Origin of the sequence: Sulfurisphaera ohwakuensis, assembly GCF_009729055.1 — an archaeon.
GTDB classification, from domain to species: domain Archaea; phylum Thermoproteota; class Thermoprotei_A; order Sulfolobales; family Sulfolobaceae; genus Sulfurisphaera; species Sulfurisphaera ohwakuensis.
In genome coordinates, this window is sequence record NZ_CP045484.1 from 2,584,486 (window position 1) to 2,602,636 (window position 18,151).

14 protein-coding genes and 2 pseudogenes are annotated in these 18,151 nt (G+C 33.7%); 4 read left to right on the plus strand and 12 right to left on the minus strand.

Annotated features, from left to right (window positions below; translation table 11 throughout):
• Window positions 1–100: 100 nt before the first annotated feature.
• The 4 genes from D1869_RS14145 to D1869_RS14160 all read right to left on the minus strand — a co-directional run bounded on the left by D1869_RS14145 (window position 101) and on the right by D1869_RS14160 (window position 5,451).
• Entirely contained in the window at window positions 101–3,289 is a 3,189-nt protein-coding gene (locus D1869_RS14145) for a thermopsin (protein WP_156015696.1), read from the minus strand.
• Between the two features lie 450 nt (window positions 3,290–3,739).
• Window positions 3,740–4,063 carry a winged helix-turn-helix domain-containing protein gene (locus D1869_RS14150; protein WP_231113647.1) on the minus strand — a complete coding sequence of 108 codons (324 nt, stop codon included), beginning with the start codon at window positions 4,061–4,063 and terminating at the stop codon, window positions 3,740–3,742.
• A complete protein-coding gene (locus tag D1869_RS14155) occupies window positions 4,053–4,631 on the minus strand; it encodes a hypothetical protein (protein ID WP_156015698.1) in 579 nt (192 codons plus the stop codon). Before D1869_RS14155 ends, D1869_RS14150 begins: the two co-directional genes overlap by 11 nt.
• 28 nt (window positions 4,632–4,659) lie before the next feature.
• Window positions 4,660–5,451, minus strand: coding sequence for an ATP-binding cassette domain-containing protein (locus D1869_RS14160; RefSeq protein ID WP_156015699.1), 792 nt, complete (start codon window positions 5,449–5,451; stop codon window positions 4,660–4,662).
• Window positions 5,452–5,548: 97 nt separating this feature from the next.
• Here D1869_RS14160 and D1869_RS14165 point away from each other — a divergent pair, with 97 nt between their 5' ends.
• The gene (locus D1869_RS14165; protein ID WP_156015700.1) at window positions 5,549–6,379 is read left to right on the plus strand and encodes a hypothetical protein; all 831 of its coding nucleotides are present in this window, start codon (window positions 5,549–5,551) and stop codon (window positions 6,377–6,379) included.
• Window positions 6,380–6,696: 317 nt separating this feature from the next.
• Here the strand turns inward: D1869_RS14165 and D1869_RS14170 are convergent.
• Window positions 6,697–6,816, minus strand: a pseudogene (locus D1869_RS14170) (helix-turn-helix domain-containing protein); the annotation flags it as partial.
• A gap of 192 nt (window positions 6,817–7,008) precedes the next feature.
• Between D1869_RS14170 and D1869_RS14175 the strand changes: the two are divergent.
• The 3 genes from D1869_RS14175 to D1869_RS14185 all read left to right on the plus strand — a co-directional run bounded on the left by D1869_RS14175 (window position 7,009) and on the right by D1869_RS14185 (window position 10,063).
• On the plus strand, window positions 7,009–8,241 hold the full coding sequence (locus tag D1869_RS14175) for an RNA-guided endonuclease InsQ/TnpB family protein (RefSeq protein WP_156015701.1): 1,233 nt from the start codon (window positions 7,009–7,011) through the stop codon (window positions 8,239–8,241).
• A 238-nt stretch (window positions 8,242–8,479) separates the two neighbouring features.
• Window positions 8,480–9,091, plus strand: coding sequence for a DUF973 family protein (locus D1869_RS14180; protein ID WP_184651093.1), 612 nt, complete (start codon window positions 8,480–8,482; stop codon window positions 9,089–9,091).
• A 135-nt stretch (window positions 9,092–9,226) separates the two neighbouring features.
• Window positions 9,227–10,063, plus strand: coding sequence for a hypothetical protein (locus D1869_RS14185; RefSeq protein ID WP_156015703.1), 837 nt, complete (start codon window positions 9,227–9,229; stop codon window positions 10,061–10,063).
• Between the two features lie 112 nt (window positions 10,064–10,175).
• Here the strand turns inward: D1869_RS14185 and D1869_RS14190 are convergent, their stop codons facing one another.
• From D1869_RS14190 to D1869_RS14220, 7 genes and pseudogenes are all read right to left on the minus strand, one after another.
• Entirely contained in the window at window positions 10,176–11,513 is a 1,338-nt protein-coding gene (locus D1869_RS14190; RefSeq protein WP_156015704.1) for an MFS transporter, read from the minus strand.
• 363 nt (window positions 11,514–11,876) lie between these two features.
• Window positions 11,877–12,218: a nucleotidyltransferase domain-containing protein gene (locus D1869_RS14195; RefSeq protein WP_156015705.1), complete on the minus strand. Its 342-nt coding sequence runs from the start codon at window positions 12,216–12,218 to the stop codon at window positions 11,877–11,879.
• A complete protein-coding gene (locus tag D1869_RS14200; protein WP_156015706.1) occupies window positions 12,209–12,556 on the minus strand; it encodes a HEPN domain-containing protein in 348 nt (115 codons plus the stop codon). The genes D1869_RS14195 and D1869_RS14200 overlap by 10 nt, the downstream gene beginning before the upstream one ends.
• A gap of 578 nt (window positions 12,557–13,134) precedes the next feature.
• On the minus strand, window positions 13,135–13,797 hold the full coding sequence (locus D1869_RS14205; RefSeq protein WP_156015707.1) for an HAD family hydrolase: 663 nt from the start codon (window positions 13,795–13,797) through the stop codon (window positions 13,135–13,137).
• Window positions 13,798–14,468: 671 nt separating this feature from the next.
• Window positions 14,469–15,068 carry a conjugative plasmid protein (pARN3) gene (locus D1869_RS14210; protein ID WP_156015708.1) on the minus strand — a complete coding sequence of 200 codons (600 nt, stop codon included), beginning with the start codon at window positions 15,066–15,068 and terminating at the stop codon, window positions 14,469–14,471.
• A 534-nt stretch (window positions 15,069–15,602) separates the two neighbouring features.
• Complete coding sequence (locus tag D1869_RS14215; protein WP_156015709.1) at window positions 15,603–15,899, minus strand: hypothetical protein; 297 nt, start codon at window positions 15,897–15,899, stop codon at window positions 15,603–15,605.
• A gap of 1,005 nt (window positions 15,900–16,904) precedes the next feature.
• Window positions 16,905–18,004: pseudogene (locus tag D1869_RS14220) on the minus strand (transposase).
• Window positions 18,005–18,151: the final 147 nt, after the last annotated feature.

Sequence of the window (18,151 nt, forward strand, 5' to 3'; positions counted from 1 at the left end):
TTTTCAAGTTATTAATATATAGAAATAATATTTTAATTTTTAAACAAAAGATTGGCCTCGAAATCTCTCATTTATATCTTATAAAAATAAAAAAGAAGACTTAATGTGTTTTTAACAAAACTACCGCAATTGCTACAGCTGCAGCTATTACAACAGCTATGGTAATTAAGACTGGATAGTTAGGAGTTTCTACTAATTTCTCATATATCGGACCGTTAACAGTTATTACTGTTCCTGGTGAGACATTATATGTCCCTATATATTTACCTATAAGATAGAACGGAACTGATGCGTTAAGACTGATTCTCGTTTCTTCATTGTACCAATTTGACACTCCGTTTACTGTAACTAGGAATTGCTTAACTACCTTTACTGTAATGTTTGTTGGACTTTCAACGGTCACTGACTTAGACGATATATTTGTTATTACATATCTTTCCTCATTGTTAACATAGTAAGTATAGTTTATTATCTCTATTTTAGTTCCTTCATTTATCCATGAGGAGTTGAGGATAGTCTCAGTCCCATTAATCAAGGCCTTAACCGGAATTTTGGATGAGACTGATACATAGAACTGTAATACCGCATATATTGTAACGTTATAAGGTTTATTTACTATAAGCGTTGCTGAAGGTGATATTTGAGTAATTACGTATCTTGACTCTGACGAGGGATAGTAAGTGATATTTAGAATCTCTATTTTTATCCCCTTGTTATACCATCCTGTTGCTAATGTAGTATTTGTTCCATTAATTATAGCATGAACTGGTATAGGAGATGATAGCTTTAAGTAGAACTGTTCTAATGTCGAGACTTTTATCGTTAACGGGCTTTCTACTGTCACTTCTTTAGGTGTAATGTTCGTAATTACATATCTGGTAAATGGGGTGGGATAATAAGTGATGTTTTCTACACGTATAACCGAACCAACATTATACCATCCTGTTGCTAATGTAGTATTTGTTCCATTAATTATAGCATAGACTGGAATAGGAGATGAAACTATAACTGGGAATTGTTTAACTGTTGAAATTATGACATTTATTGATGAGTTTACCGTAAAGGAAGATGAGGGTGATATTGATACTATTACACATCTCTCATCAGAGCTCGGGTAATATGTTATATTGAGCACTTCAACTGTAGTTCCCTCATCATACCATCCTGTTGTTAGTGTAGTATTTGTCCCATTGATTATAGCATGAACTGGAATAGGTGATAATACTGTAACACGGTATTGGTTATAATAATATATGGTAATTGTAGAGGGTATTGTCACTGTACCTGAATAAGAGTAGGCTATCCATCGTTCTTGTGAATTAGAACCGGGCAGAGTTTGAGAATATACATAAGTGGAGTCATAATCTACCCAAACAGTATTTGGTGCAGTAATTGTTTGCGGTAATCCGAAGTAATAATATGTAACTTGTGGAGGGCTGTAACCAACTCCTCCTTGTACTTTATACTCAAAATTAACCATTAGTTGTTCATAGTAAACAAAGAATATTGTTAATGTACTGTTTATTACACCTTCAGTTTGATTATCTGTAGCCCATCTAATTCCATTGTTACCGTAAATTATCTGCTGGATTGTGTAAATAGTCCCCGCGGGTAATTTAAGGGACGTCATGGAAGTTAGGTATATTGTTGTTATTGTCTGATTGGGGAATTCTAAGGTTATTTGAGGAGATTGTGGTAAAGGTTGACCTATTACGTCATACTCAAAAGTTACAAAATAATATCTTGGAATAATAGTCAGTGTAATATTTACAATCTTATAGAAACCTGGAAACAGTGAGGCATTAATTATAATTGGGTAAGTACCCGGTGGTATTTGATTAGCATATATTGTCAGTATATCTGTACCTTGGCCATTAACATATATTGGATTTTCAATATTATACGTTACACCAGCGGGAGTAAGGATGTTAATTTTTACATCACCATACGCATTTATTGTAATATCTATTAAGGCAGAGGAATTAGGATGTAAGCGTATTGAAGTATTTGATACCATAATGTTGAACTGTGTAACATCAGTAGTGTAACTTCCAATTGTCTTCAAAACGTTTGCTTCTCCAATAAGCTGACCATTAGAATTGTATACCAGAATTGCATAGTTTGTTGGTTCTAAGGATAATATTGCCTCACCACCATTAAATGGAATTTTGAACTGCGTATATGATGGTGAATAGGTATAAGTCATATTATAGACTAAAATGTAACCACTACTTATCCCGGTGTCTACAGTCAAGTTTAATATATTGTTCTGTTCCCACAATACTCCGAGACTTCCGGGACCAGTAGTTATATGACTTACCAGTGTACCGTTAAATGGTATGTCTGTATAAGTTGCTACTACGTTTTGAACAGTCTCTGCAGTGTCTGATCCGAAATTATATGCGTTTTCTACAGTTTGAAAGTTATGGCCATTCCAGTATTCAAGAGTCATATATATGTTTGCTGAGTAAACATAGGCGTTAAGTCCTCCGTATGCTCCTCCTAAAACCAATTCTGCATCGTAAAATGTTCCCCATCCGGTATATTCGTTACCGTTAATCATGAACTCTATGTTACTTGCACCTTCAACGTTTGTAACTACTACAGTGTCATATTTCACCCAACCATAGCCATCGTTATACCAGAAGTTGATCACTGGTTGACCTAAACTGTTTACTGATACATTTACTAAGACTAAAATCGTAGTAGGGAGTGTTACCGTTACAAAACTTCCTGGATAATTATTAGCCCAATCGTAGTAATACTCGACTGCATGAGAACCATAGTAAACAATACCTATTTGTCCGTTACCCGATAGACCGCTTGCATTAGCATATATTTGCGTATAATTCCATATGTTATCTAAAAATGCAACTTCGTTATTTGCTGTATCAAACCTCACTATATTCTGAACCCACAGGGAATAAGTTATTCCATTATAATTATAAGTTAGGACAGCATTAAGCTGGAAGCTGACACAGTTACTAACCAATTCAGTACCGTTAAATGTTTGTGCTGACAAATCTATAATGTTAATGTAACCTAGGAACTGTGTAGTAGTTAACACATACGGACCGTTTGGACCTATACCGTAATCAGCTATTCCCATGGGTGCTGGTTCTGACGAGTAAAATGCATTTATATTTACATAGCCATAATTATTAGTGACATTTCTATAGTATTTACCAACAACTGGTATTGAGGCTGTTCCTATTTGATGTGTTGTATACAGAGGTGTTGTATAAGTCAATAGTGAAATGAGCAAAAAGATTACAAGAAGTTTCTCCATAAATATGAGTGTGAATGTTCATATATAAAATTTTTGTTAATATATGCTTTATTGATACTTCAATTTTCTTAGCAGGTGTTGTAAATTTTTGTTAAATTCAAGAGTGTTAATTTAAAAACAAAGTCTAACGTTATCTCTGATAAAAACTTAATCAATCTACAAAGTAAGTTATAGAAAGATATTTATATTTTATAATGCTTAAGTAAATATTTTTAACTCTAAAAGTATATTATAATTAAGGTAAGAAAGGAGATTCACGGCTCTTTTGCGAATTCATTTTATTTTATTATTTTGAGGTTAAATAATTGATTATACATTGGCAATTGAAGGTACTAAGGAGTTTATACCATTATGGAGATAATGACATCTCATCAATTATTTCTTTATACAATTATTCTAATTCTAAGAGAATATTATAATTCGCAAAGAAGGCATGAAAGATCCTATTTCTCACTTCTCTTCTTCTCTCAAATTCTTCACATACTTGAGATATTTCCTTATTATTTCTCTGCCTTTATCAGTAATATGTATCTCTGTTCTAATACCAGCTATTGTGAATACCTTATTAATCTTTATAAGACCTTCATCCTCCAGAATCTGTAGGTGAAACAGAAGAGAACTTTTTGGTAATCCACTAAAGTTAAGCAATTCAGTAAAGCTCATCTTTTTCTCGTAATAGAGGGCTATCATAATTCCTAGCCTAGCTGAGTTAGAAAACGCTTTACTGTTCAATAACTCCATTAATCCTTTTAGATCGTTATCTTCACTGTTCATCTTCTGACCCCTCATAGCTTTCAACTATAGATTTTACTCCAGCATAAATCCAGAAGAAGAAGTAGAGATAATAAAAAAGAGAGTTAAATGGTCCCAATAGCATCGATATTATGAATGTTATTATAGCTACGTAATCGTAGTATCTAACTTTCCCAGTATCTCTTGCAGTATCATAAATAAAGATCGAGATTATGGTTGTGTATACTGCATCAGAAACGATATAGTAGGAGAAGTCATTTAACGTAATAAGTGTGTAAACCCATAATCCGATAATACTCAACATTAGTGCTGTGAAAAGGATATCCCTTAACCTATTCTTAGAAGAGTGAAGAAACTCTCTTTTTGAATATGCTTTGTGGAATATTACCGATGTATATGCTATATATATCAATAATAAAGGGATTAAAAAGTAAATGAGCAAGGAGTGAATTGATGAAATAGAATACAAAAGTCCTTCAATAACTACATAAGTGGACCAAAAAATGTAATACTCGCCAAGCGATTTTCTTATTTTATGCGTTAGTATTCTTTTAGCCAACTTTTCAGCATCTTTGATGGTCTGATTCATTGGAAAGCACTCTCGGTATTATATTTAGCTACGCACTTATTATACCATATAGCCTGTTTAGAGAACCTAAAGCACCGAATTTCATTCCCGTATCTCCCTTAACTATAGATATCTTTTTCCCCATTACTTCCAGTGTTAATAAAGCATCCCTTCTCTCACCTTCTACTATAGAACTCTCCAATAATTCAGATACACTCACTGGGCCTTGCAACTTATTCCCTACCAGAAAGTAAGCCTTATAATCCTTATATAAGCTTAACATATCCAATTCATGTGTGACTAATATCCCTTCTTTACCGTATTCTTTAATATATCTAGATATAACGAATCTTCTTGCAGCATCTACATTTTCAAAAGGTTCATCCAATCCAAATATTTTAGGTCTAGAAGCTAGTGCTAAAGTTGTCCTAACTAAGACAGACTGTCCCGCAGATAATACGTAAAGTTTTTTATTTAAAATTTCGTTACTTAAGTTTAAGGCCTTAATGATCTCGAGAAACAGCTCACTATCCAAACCTTTAAACTCCTCGTACAAATAGACCACGTCTTTTACAGTTATACCAATCTCATATGCTTCCTGCAGATTAGTAGAGTACCCCGTATAATTTCTTATCTTCCTTACCTCATTCCCATCTATTAAGATACTTCCAGTATAAGGTAATAACCCAGAAATAGCCCTTATTAGAGTAGTTTTCCCGCTCCCGTTAGGTCCTAATATTATTACCTTTTCTCCATCAACCTTCAAGTTTATGTTCTCCAAACTAAATTTTTCAGAGCCTTTACTGGATAACGTAATCCCTACATTTTTTAGTTCAATCATAATATAATGTATACTTGAAATATTTATAAAACGTCATAAGAGTTCAGAAACTGAACCGTTTAGACTGAATATATACTTGAACACATTATTAAAGCTCATGAGATTGCAAATTTACCTCACAAAAAGGCTCCTAACCAATCCATATTTAATAGGCTGGGGAATACTGTTTATGATATTCTGGGCAATAATCGGTGCATTTGTGGAGAGCGGAGCAATACCATCTAACCTACCACAAGAGGCATATAAATTCTATACTTCAGGCTGGTATGGAGTGCTTGTCCTTCTCTCCTTTTCAGCTATTGGAGTTGGATTAACAGCCTTCATAAGATATCATACTGGCTCTATTCCATATCTATTAAGGTATAGTAGAATGAAATCAGCTGATTATATATCCGGAATAACAATTGCAAGCGTGATAACTTCTTTGGTTTATAGCCTGATTTTACTAGCAATAGTAGATTTATTATTCTCTTATCATTTCGGTTTCCAAATTTCACCAGCTAATATACCGCTGATATTATTAACAAGTTTGCTGGCAGGACTTTTCTTCCTTTCCTTTTCATTATTCGTTGAATTACTAATAGTTAAATACCTAGGTCTTAATCCCGCTACAAGTCAGATTGTAAACTTCATTCCATTAATCTTAGGATACGGATTCGGATTTGCAGCTTTATATTCAAATTTAGGTAATATAGTATATGCTTCCCCTTTTGCTGACATTGAATACTTGCTAACCGAGGGATATTACGGACATCATATCTATTTAAACGCTCTCGTTAATGCTACGAGTGTTTCATCAAATGGGATATTTTCTGTAGGAATAGGCTTTTTAGCACTAATTGCATGGATAGCTATCCTTTTCGCTATCTCGTTACCGCTATTTAATAGGATATACTATAGAAGTATATACGAAGAAAAAATAGTATAAATTCCTTTTTATTCTTATTTGGACTGTCTCATGCAGTCATAAAACTAGAATATTATTTATTATGTCAAATTACCAATAATGTGTTTGATCGTCTTCAAATAAGTTTCTCTAAAGGTATTAACTAACTCAAGAAGATCCGAGGATAAATAACCTTTAGTTATTATTTAACCCTACAAGGACATCATAACCTTTACACACAAATGTTTTATAAAAACAATATTTACTCTTCAGTGACTCAAGATGGTAAAATAATTTTTACCATTACTACAATATTTTTATAATAACTCATCGAATTTCATGACTGTTTGGGAACACCCCCTCCACCTACCGTTGATTTCTATAGCCTTAATTTTACCCTCCCTAATCCATTTTATTACCCCACTCATACTCATCTCGAATATCTTCGCTACTTTACTGGGAGTTAAGTATCTCTCCATATAATTAGAAGTGATTAAAAACATTTAAAAGTTATGTAAGATGTTATAGTCTCATAAGACTAGTCTAGTAAGACTAGTTTATAAAGATTTTATAAAGTTTAGGGGTTCAAAGGGGGCGAAAAACCTCGCCAGTGGGGATGGATAGCCCCCTTTGTAGAAATATTTTTTAATCCACTCTCGAACATTTTATTAATGCCCAACGTAGGGTTCCGCTTTCGTGCGTATGCTGACGATCAAACAATTAGGGCGTTAAAAGCCCAGTTGAGGTTAGCATGTGAGATGTACAACACCCTACGCTGGGCAGATATCTATTTCTACCAAAGGGACGGAAAGGGTCTTACACAAACGGAGTTAAGACAGCTCGCTCTAGATCTAAGAAAGCAAGATAAGGAGTACCAACAACTCTACTCACAAGTAGTACAGCAAATTGCCGATCGTTATTACGATGCTAGGGATAGGTTCTTCAAAGGTCTAGCACACTTTCCTAAGGAGAAGAAACCCCATAAGTACTACTCTCTTGTTTACCCACAAAGTGGATGGAAAATACTTGAGAGCAGGGAAATAAGGACTAAGAGTAGGAAGAGTAAGAAGAAGCTGGTGTTATTGAGGTTATCAAATCTCGGCGTGTTTAAGGTCATTGTTCATAGGGACTTCCCGCTTGACAAAGTAAAGAGGGTGGTAGTTAAACTAACACGTTCAGAGAGAGTATATGTCTCCTTCATAGTTGAAGGTGTTGGATTCCCTCAACTCCCAAAGACTGGTAAGGTAGTTGCAATAGATGTTGGGATAGAGAAACTCTTAACCACGAGTGATGGATTCTATTTCCCTAACTTGAGACCTTATGAGAGGGCACTTGAGAAGATAAGGAAACTCCACAAGGTTCTCTCGAGGAAAGAGTTCTTGTCGAAAAATTGGTTTAAAGCAAAAGTGAAGTTAGCTAGGGGTTATGAACACTTGAAGAACTTGAGACAAGACCTCTATATGAAGTTGGGTAAGTGGTTTGCACAACATTATGACGTTGTAGTAATGGAGGATATAGATGTTAAACAACTGGTGGAGGAGTCAGAAAGGAAGTTGAGGATGAGGTTGCACGATGTTGCATTCCATGAGTTGAAGAGAATACTAGAATATCAGTTGGAAAAATATGGAAAGAAACTGTTGTTAATAAATCCAGCATATACTTCAAAGATGTGTGCTAAATGCGGGTACGTAAAGAAAGAGTTAACTTTGACTGACCGTGTGTTCAGCTGTCCTAAGTGCGGTTGGGTTACTGATCGTGACTATAACGCTTGCTTAAACATATTGAAGAGATCGGGGTGGGAGCCATCCTTAGTGCCTGTGGAGCTCCACCCTCTACCCGTAGCGAAAAGCTACGGGCAAGGTGGGGCTATGAAGCAGGAAGCTCCGCCCTTCAGGGCGGGGTAGCTCACAACTCTAAGCCCCTAAAGCTAATTAGTTCTATGGACGTAGAAATTATATGGAAATTAACTTACCTAAGAAATTATTCTCAGAGAAAACCTTTCCAATATCGAAAATGGTTACTTAGTGTACTTTATATAATATTTAGACGACACTAATTTATTATTCTTATGAGCTAGACACATGAAAATAGAGAACGATTATTTTACGCAAAGAATTTAAATTCTAAAACTATAATATTATTGTGGATAGGAAAGAGAAGATTGGTTTAATACTTCTAGTCCTTGCTAATCTATTTCAAATTATAGGACAGTTTTATGGTTCACTTTATGTGAGTGTTATTTACGGCTATGAAGGGTTTGGCGGTGTTCTTTACCCGTCGTTGCAAACAGCTAAGCAAATATTCTCCACAGTAGATATATCACTTATTCCCCTTTTCATCTCCGCATATCTCCTTATAGCCGGCTTTGTTTATATCAGACAGGCTAACATAGATGTAGATATAGGAGTTATTGGAGGAGTAATCTTACTTGCGGTCTTCCTCCTCCTTGTTATTGTAGCCCCCTTAACTATAATAGTGTCTCCTTTTACCGTCAGACTAGGGCCATTAACCATTAGTAATAACTCCGGCACATACCTAGACTTAATATCGGCAATGTTTACAGCCTATGCAATTGGTGTAGTTCTCATTGGTATAGATTACTTCAGACTGGGTAAAAGATATAAAAGTACGTTAATAAAAGCTGGTGGAATTTTGACGGGCTTAGCTATTTTAGAACCACTAAGCCCTATCTTCTTGTCCCTAGCAAGTATAATTAATATTTTGGGGATAATCCTAAAGATATTAAGACATTAAATAATATTTTATACATGTTTTTTAAATTTAATTTTCTAGTATATCAATAATGCTTTATTAATTAATATTTTGATTAGCATAACTAAAATTTTCTTTATGAATAAGTTTTTAGATTTAACCATCTAAGAACTAATCATGAGAAAGAAGATAGCTATCGTAAGCACAATTCTTATATTAATTATAGTAGGATCATTTTTTGCATTTTACTACTACACTATGGTTAAACCGAATTCTCAAGCCTCTAGTATCGACTTAAAACCTCCAATCTCTATCTCCCTAGTAGAAAACTACTTTGAGATAACTTACAATTCATCCCTTAAACTGTTCTCTGTGTGTCCGTTCTCAGATACGTATTATATAGAAAGCGATAATTTGCTTGCTGTAATTGTGTTAAAGTACTTAAACAACTCCCTATGGGAAACAGTTTGGCAAAACATTGAAAGGAACATCACTACATCCCCATATTTAGTCCTAATGAATGTGCATAACTTTACATGGAAGTTCAAGACCCCTATAAGTGTCCACGTTTATGGTCCTATCTATACCATTGAGTTCAACGGCTCATCCTATTTATCGTGGTACGAATATGCTGATACCTCATTCCTCTATGCTATATATGAATCTGAGAACGGAAATATAAGTATAGCTGAGAAAGTGTTCGCCATGACAGTTAGTAACTTTTGGAATGGTTCAGGGTTTATTGATGCCGCTTTTAACGGCGGTACGTTTGATTCATATAAATTAGCTTTAGCAATAATAGCCTGGAAATATATAGCTCATTATAATGAAACTTTTGCATTACAATACCTTCCGATAATAAAGCAGATATATAACATTTCATCACATCTTCAATTCAGTATAGGAGGATTCTTCACTAACTACGTTATCAATGACGGTCACGTAATAGCTGAAGGTAATGTAAATACAGAAACTACATCACTCTTTGTAATAGCGTTCTTAATGCAATCCTGATCATTATGTAGAACCGTAACACGAGAGTGAAGTAAAAGAAAATAAACACAGTTAAGCTAATGAGTTTATTAGGATTTTAAAAAAGGAAGAGGAAAAAAGATGAACTAAAACTTTAGACCTTCTGTGCTTCTTCTACTAATTTAGTCCCTAGAGTTTCAGGCCCTAAATACTGGCCTATTCCTACAAGAACTGCTCCTATCATTAATAATACAGCAGTGGAGAACCATACATTAGTAGGTGTATCTATCGATTTAAACAGATAGTTATGCATTAAAGGTACATATATGCTGAACCATCCTCCTATGAATATACCAGAAGAGTATCCGAAACCTACTCCAGAAGACCTCATAGAAGCCTTAAATCTTTCTGATAGGTAAATCGGTATAATTCCCCAGGGTCCTTGAGTTATTAATCCTATAATGACTGAGGCAATACTGGCAAGTATATAATTTCCAACAGAAGCGGATGAGAACAATAAGTAATATACTGGAACAGATATTATGAACGTAATAATCGCCCATATAATGGTAAGCCTTCTCCTCCCTATATATTGAGATAAAGCACCAAATATTATTGCACCAGCAAAAGCAGCATAAGTACCGTAATAATATATCTGTTCTGCTGTACCAACAGAAAACACTGAAGGCATATGTTGTAAAATTGCAGGAACAAACGCAAATAGTGAATACGCAAAGAAGAACATACCAGTCATATATAGCATTACTTGGAAGAAATCCCTCCTGTATGGTTTTCTGAATAAATCTAAAAAGGGTGTTTTCCTAACTAGATTTTTCTTTTTCACATCTTCAAATACCGGTGTTTCTCTCATTGCTAATCTAACAGCTAATGCTATCACAGCTGGGGCTAAAGCAGTTAGGAATACATACCTCCAAGCAAAATTTTCAACACCACTAACACCGTAAATTCCGATAAAAGCAGCTTCTACTAATGCAGCTAATCCCGCACCAAATGAAAACCCTCCTTGAACAATTCCACTTACTAATCCTCTCCATTTATATGGAGTCCATTCCATTGCAAAAGGATGTCCAGCAGCATACTCACCTCCAGCAAATATTCCTACTATTATTCTAATTAAAACAAATAGGATAAACGACAATATACCTACTTGCGCATAAGTAGGTAATGCAGAAGTTAAAGCACTTGCTAACCCTAAACCTAAAACTGTAATTATTAGATCAGCCCTCCTACCTATTTTATCTCCTAAGTTACCGAAAATTGCAGAGCCTAATGGTCTAAATATTATCGTAAGAGAGTAGGAAAGTATTATGTTGAATGTAGCTAATAGTGGTGATTCTGGAGGTAATAAAACCTTAGCTAATAGTGGTGCTATTCCTAGTATCATTGTTAAATCATAAGAATCTAACAGAAACCCTATGAATTGAGATACAATTGCCTTTGTGGTATCTACATTAAATTTTTCCGGCTCCACAAAGTTTCTGTCTTAAGGATTATATTTAAAATTTTCTTTATACATTAATGTTTTATCTTAATGTTCTAATTTAAAATTTTATTTGTAGTACTTCAATAATAAGTTATCAAGACAAAACTCTTACAGCTCCTTGATGAACTACTTATAGATAACCAGTGAAAAAAGTGTTTTGTGCTATATCTTCAAACGAGTTCATACTTTGTTATGATAAAAACTACTATATGCATACTAGAAAATTCTATCCTCACCAATCGGTTACTTTAAGCCTTAAAAGTAAGTTATCAAACATTAATGAACAGTAATCCGTTATGTTCTAATTTAGGAAAACTCGACAAGCAAAAGAGGAAGTCCTTCTTATTTTTATCAAATTTCTCTGTAAACATCTATGAACCTAGAATACCATCCCTTATACTCTTCTTCATTGATTACATGGATTTCAAAGGGATTCGGGCTACCAATAACTTCATTTATCTCATGATAAATTTTCAGTCTATCATAAATATCCTTCACGTTAGCAATTATCAAAACGTCGATATCACTATCCGGTCTAAAATTTCCCCTAACGTAACTGCCAAAGAGTATTACCCTAGCTGTGGGGTCTATATTTCTCGCTACTTCTTTTATCTTTTTTAAGTAATAATCCACTTCTTTTAAATACCTCTCCCTCCTCTTCATGTTCTCCTCAAGAATGTCGATCAGAGACATTTTATCTCCTTCATAAGATTCTCTACAAACTTTAAAACTTTTTCAGCCGTCTCTTTGGAAAATACATAAGGTAAATATCGCGTGGAAATGTAGGACTGTGTAAGGAAGTCAAGCATTAGTGGATCAACACTCACGTTTTCAAATCTCTTTAAAGCTTCTAAAAGCTCCTTTAAATTATGGGTTTTAGGATAATCTCCCAGATAAGTATATAGCTTATACTTAACACAAAGTTGAAGTGCTTGCCCAGAATGAAATATAGATAAGTTCCATATTCCCTCTTCAAAGTCCCTATTTGCATCATGAAAGAAGTTTTTCGCATTATTTAAGAGAAAGCTCACAATTAGATTTTTGATCGCCAATATAAAAAATGATTATGTTACGAATCTTATCTTCACATAGAAATCTAAATTCGCTTACTTGCTCACATCTTAAATCAACCATTTTTCCACATTCATAAAGCATTAAGAAGAACATCTCGTCTCTTAGAATTTGATAGGATATATTCTATGTGAAAAGAGTAGTTTTCATAGATTTTATACATTGAAAAATCATAATATATGTTAATCAACTAATGAAGGAATACTTTTATATAACATTTCTTTCTTTTTCTTATACAATTAAAGAATATTCATATAAATCGGAAATTTATTAACATATTTTTTAACGCAACTAAAGTACAATCAACATAAGATTTCTTTATTTAAAGAATATTTGCTTCTTTCACACAGAAAGTTTTTATGTAGCTTTCATTACTCCTTAAACTACAATCAACAGATATTCTTAATTAACTGATTTCAACAGATATCTCTCATACTCTCACGATTTTTATAAGCGTTGAATAGACAATCCGTTAGATGTTTGTGATATGATTTCGCCTCCAGCATTCACATCATAAATAACGTATTTCGTCAAATCTCTACTCCTTGCCTATTTCTTCAATTCTCTGTAATGCTTCCTTTAAATTTCTAACCCTATCCTTTATATCTGGGTAAAAGTCATATCTATCTAGAAGAATAGGATCTACATAACTCCTTTTAGCTCCTACATAATCCAATTCATAAATATCACCAATGTGAACAGCAGGATAACCAACCTTCGCTATAGCAAAACTGAATATTTTAGGATTGGGTTTTACAGCCTTAACCTCATATGACAAAGCCAAAGCATCAAAATACTTCTTAAGATCGAATTTCTCTAGGAGCATCTTAACCCTAGGAGAGGCATTGCTTACAAGGGCTAATTTATAACCATTACTCTTTAATCCCTCAAGGAATTCTAAAGTATCATCATAAAGGAAAGCTTCACCATCCCTTATATTAGCCTCACTTAACTCCTTAATCAGACGTTCACTAGGATATATACCTAAAATGTAAAGTAACTCTTTAGGGTCTACATGCTCAAGCCCATCCTCATTCGGGTAATTGATCATACCCATAGCTTTAGCATAAGCTCTAAAGACCTTTCTAAGCTCTAAATTGTATCCATTGTCCTTTAAGATTTGGTGAACTTTCTCATAAAACACTGGCTTAAAACCAACTAAGGTATTTCCGAAATCTACCATAACAGCCTTATATTTCATAAAGTAATATGAAGAAAGCTTACTTTAATACTTTTTTCATAATTCAATAAATAGATCTATTTAGTTATATAGAGAATTTAGATATGAAGGGAAATCGCCTAGCAGTACATTGATTTCTGTTTACAAAATTGGGGGGCGGAAAGCTTCGTCAAGATATGGGTAGCCCTCATCCCTTCCAGGGCGGGGGAGAAAGTCAGCTTATATTGAATGTATATACTACGATATAACAGGGAGATTAAAATAGGAAACCAAAGACAGTGTTTTATCCGTGGTATAACTTACGCTTTGTAATTCTATCACATACACCTGTGACGAGAAGTGATTAAAAATGCAATTAAAAGTTATACAAAACTGCTATATTCTATTTCAGTTTTTATCACCTAAGCAATTTATTATAGTTTTATACTAGAATTTAAGTCGCAATTATTTCTTAGAAACTCATTGAATAGATAATGTCAATATCAATATCAAAATTTATTAATTCATAAAAATCTACATAATAAATAATTATAGATTATGTTAGTTATGTCTGTTAGATCTTGAGAGAAAAACATTATATTCTTCTGTAAAATTTCTTCTTACTAAAAGTTCTTTAGCATTTACAATATATCTATAAGTAAAAAATTTAATTAATTTCATACTACATTGCATAAATCCGATAATAGTAATGGTTAAAAGGTTAAGTTGAACTTCATTTTTACGTAATTGAGCTTATTAAAAGGATCATCAACGTTAGGTACTATAATCTCACCTCCATCAACCCTCAAAATATGCCAATCACCTATTTCCTTATACACTGGGTTAACAATATCCGCAATTAAGCTTGGCCTGTTTGCTACGTTTTCCTGTCTGACGTTAACTACAACTATATTTTTCACCTGAGACCAGGGTATTATAAGCTCTCCTTCAACATAATTTATCCTTACACTCTTAGCAAACTTGATTAGTCTTATTATACCGTAAATTCCTCCAGTCATAATTAGAAGTCCTATACTTGTGGGTATTAAAGTAAAAAGCGAAATACCGGAAATAATTAAAAAGTAAATTGAAAATACACCAATGATAACCAGTAGTGAGAGTAAAATTATTCCAACGGAAGCTATGACCACTTTCCCAAAGCCCAAAAGTCTCTTACCTCTGTTCATTCTATATATCCCGTCATTTGCTGCAGCATATAAAGGGATAAATACCCTTTGAGAAAACATCTGGTAGCGAGTCTGAAGGGGATTTAAAATTACGATATCCCCCTTAGCTAAATCAAATACTCTCATAGTTCTTAATTTAGATCTGGCTATTATATTCTTTACGGTATAACTTCTTGAGCCTTAATTAACAGAGTGTTTTCTTTCATATCTTAAACCACTTATTTCCTTTATAATATCTCAAATTCAATAATGTCAAAGGTAGAGCACTTATACCTTAATTAAGTGCAACTGTGTTAACATCTTTTTCAATCTTAGTTAAATTAATCTTGGTCTCCATGAAATAAACGAAAAAGTGTAGAGTAAAACACATTCGCATAAAACTACTTTCCATTAATAACCTGTAAAATTATATCTATTATCCAGGAAAACAAGGGTTTATACTTTTGACTGTTCGCATTATATATCCCTAGGTCATTAAAATTTATTCTAAAAAATGTAATAAGTTAATTCCTTGAGAATTACACAGTGTAGCTTAGAAAATACTATATAGAATTTATCCGTATTTAATCCGATAATCTATATATTCTAGATATACAAATAAACCCGCTCATCATTAAGTTAGAAAGATGGAAAAAGACTCATCAAGAGAAAATCAACTAATCAAGCTGAACTACTACCTATCATAAACAGCATAGCAAGAGCAAAAAGAATAAGCCCTATAAAAAAATTAAGAAGCGGGACGATAAGTGAAAAATAGTGCTTTCTCTTCAAGAAATAAATTGAGAATAAGAGGGCATACAAGGCTGGACTGAAAATAGTATAAATCAACGTGCCTAGACTGGGATAGAATACCTTTTCGTAAAGGGCTATAAATGAACCTATATCTATAGCCCAAGATAAAAAGAAAATTCCCACATAAATTAAAGCCCTAAACCATGCATGTTGAGTTAGAGCCATATAATTGAATATTAGAATAAAGGAATTTATATTTTAGCATTTTAAGGATTTAGGCGTTAAACATCTCATTAGGTTTTATTATCAACGGAAATTTTCATTGCAACAAAATTAGATACAACTTTCTTTTCATTATATCTGCAAACTGATCAAGTTAAAGACACTCTTATTTTTTCACCAGCCGATTTACTCACTAAATTTGATAATGTTTACCCATGGCGCAACTTATGCTTATTTTACTTCTAATTCCACTATAGGCATTTATATAAACATAATAAAGATGGTGTCGAGAAGTGATTAAAAATAGCTAAAAGTTATGCTAAAATGCCACAATCTGAAATTATGTAAATACTATAGAAAGACTTTTCTCTGGTAGATTATATAATAAACATTTACATCAAAATCTTATTGTCTTTACGTTAAAATTATATAAGAGAAGACGTATTATACACTGAAAATAACTTAACAGTACGCAAAGAATTAATAAGTTATAAATTAAAAATATTTAATAATCTGGATTAATACCACAATTTTTCATAACAAGAGAACATTTATACATAAATTACTATATATGGAACCCTAATCCCTCTTAGTCTTTGCATAGCGTATTATCTCGCTTGCCAAAACCGTATATATGGAAAAATATGTATGAATCTTTTCAGTGAATTGAAATTTTTATTGCTACGTCAAAACTGATGTGTTTTACTATGCTAATAAAACAAGATTATTCATTTTCCCCTTTGATTATTTACTCATTGTAGAACTCTCAAAATTTTACTAGGCGAAATATATGATTTAGATTTTGACGAAGCTGTAAAAACAAGACGGTTAATTGTAACAATTACTATATGTGCTTTCCAGTTCTAGGAAAAACATGAGTATAAATTTTCAGCAATATCTTTACTAACTACTCATTATTTATATGAGGGCTAGAAAGTTATGAAAATGCGATTGTTTATAGGAATATTTCTTGAAGATTATATTAAAATTAATAGCAGTTATTCTACTTTAACGTAACTTAAAAGTTTTCATCAAACCTAGAGCACCCCCTAAACGAATTTCAACGAACCGGAGAAACTCCTCCACACTCCTCAAGTTAAGGGAGCTAATCAAATCTCTAACCGTGTTAACAACCATCACGAAGAGAAGCAAGTAACCTTGAAACCTCTTCCTCTTTAAGAAAGAGGAATCTTGCATACCAAGAGCCTTAATATCCTTGTGAAACTTCTCTATCTCCCACCTAATCCTCCAAGTAGCCTCTATCTCCCCATCACTCAAGCTAAGATCAGTAGAGTACAAATTCAGCCTATTAGATTTATATTCCAGTACTAACAACTTTATAGTAATAACTCGACTCTCAAGGGTTAGGTCAGCCAAGTAAGAGCCTGGAGGGAGATCTCGGACGTGGATGTGCCCCTCCACATCCAACGTCCCCCTCCCTCCAAACACCTAACCCTTAAGAGCCTCCTATTAGACCTCAACTCAGAAACAACACAACCCCTCACCAACTTCTCAGACCAATACCAAGAATCAAACACAACCCTAGCTATAGTGAATTTACTCTTGAGTATCTCAATTATTTCTGCAGCCATCTCTATCTTTGTCTTGAATTCGCTCACCATCCCGCTTTCCCACATTTTTCTTGTTGCGTATGGGAAAGCGCCGACCAAGTAGTTTTTTCCCGTGGCTAAGTCGTGTAGTGCTATTGTGAGTATTTGTATTCCTGGTTCGAATTTCTTGTGTGTGGAGCAGTAGAAGATGTAGTTCCCGTATTTGCTTGCTATTTCTTCTATTCTTGAGTATGGTTTGTGGTCGAATGTGTCGTCTATTATAATCACTACGGATCCTACTATTGTTTTGCTTAGTGTATCAAGGTAGTGTTTCCATGCTTCTTCAAGGCGTTCTAGTGCTTCTAATAGGTTTGTGTAGTTTAGTCCGAATGTTATGGCTGTGTTTCTTATGCTTGCTCTTCCTCCTATTAGTGTCATGAGTGTTAGGCCTAGTGCTACTTTTCTTTTGAGTCCCTTCATTCTCAGTATTCCAACTAGGTGGTTGAATGCCTTGATGAATTCGCTCCTTGCAACTTCTAGTTCTTTCTCGTTCTTCATACTTTTTAATCAATTATGTGGTAAATTAAAAACTTTATCGGTAGTACTGAAAGTCTTGTATTACCAAGGCAAAGTAGAATAACTGCTAAAAATTAAATATCTCCTAACTGTTATTTGCCATCATATAACTCAAAAAATCATTTCAGC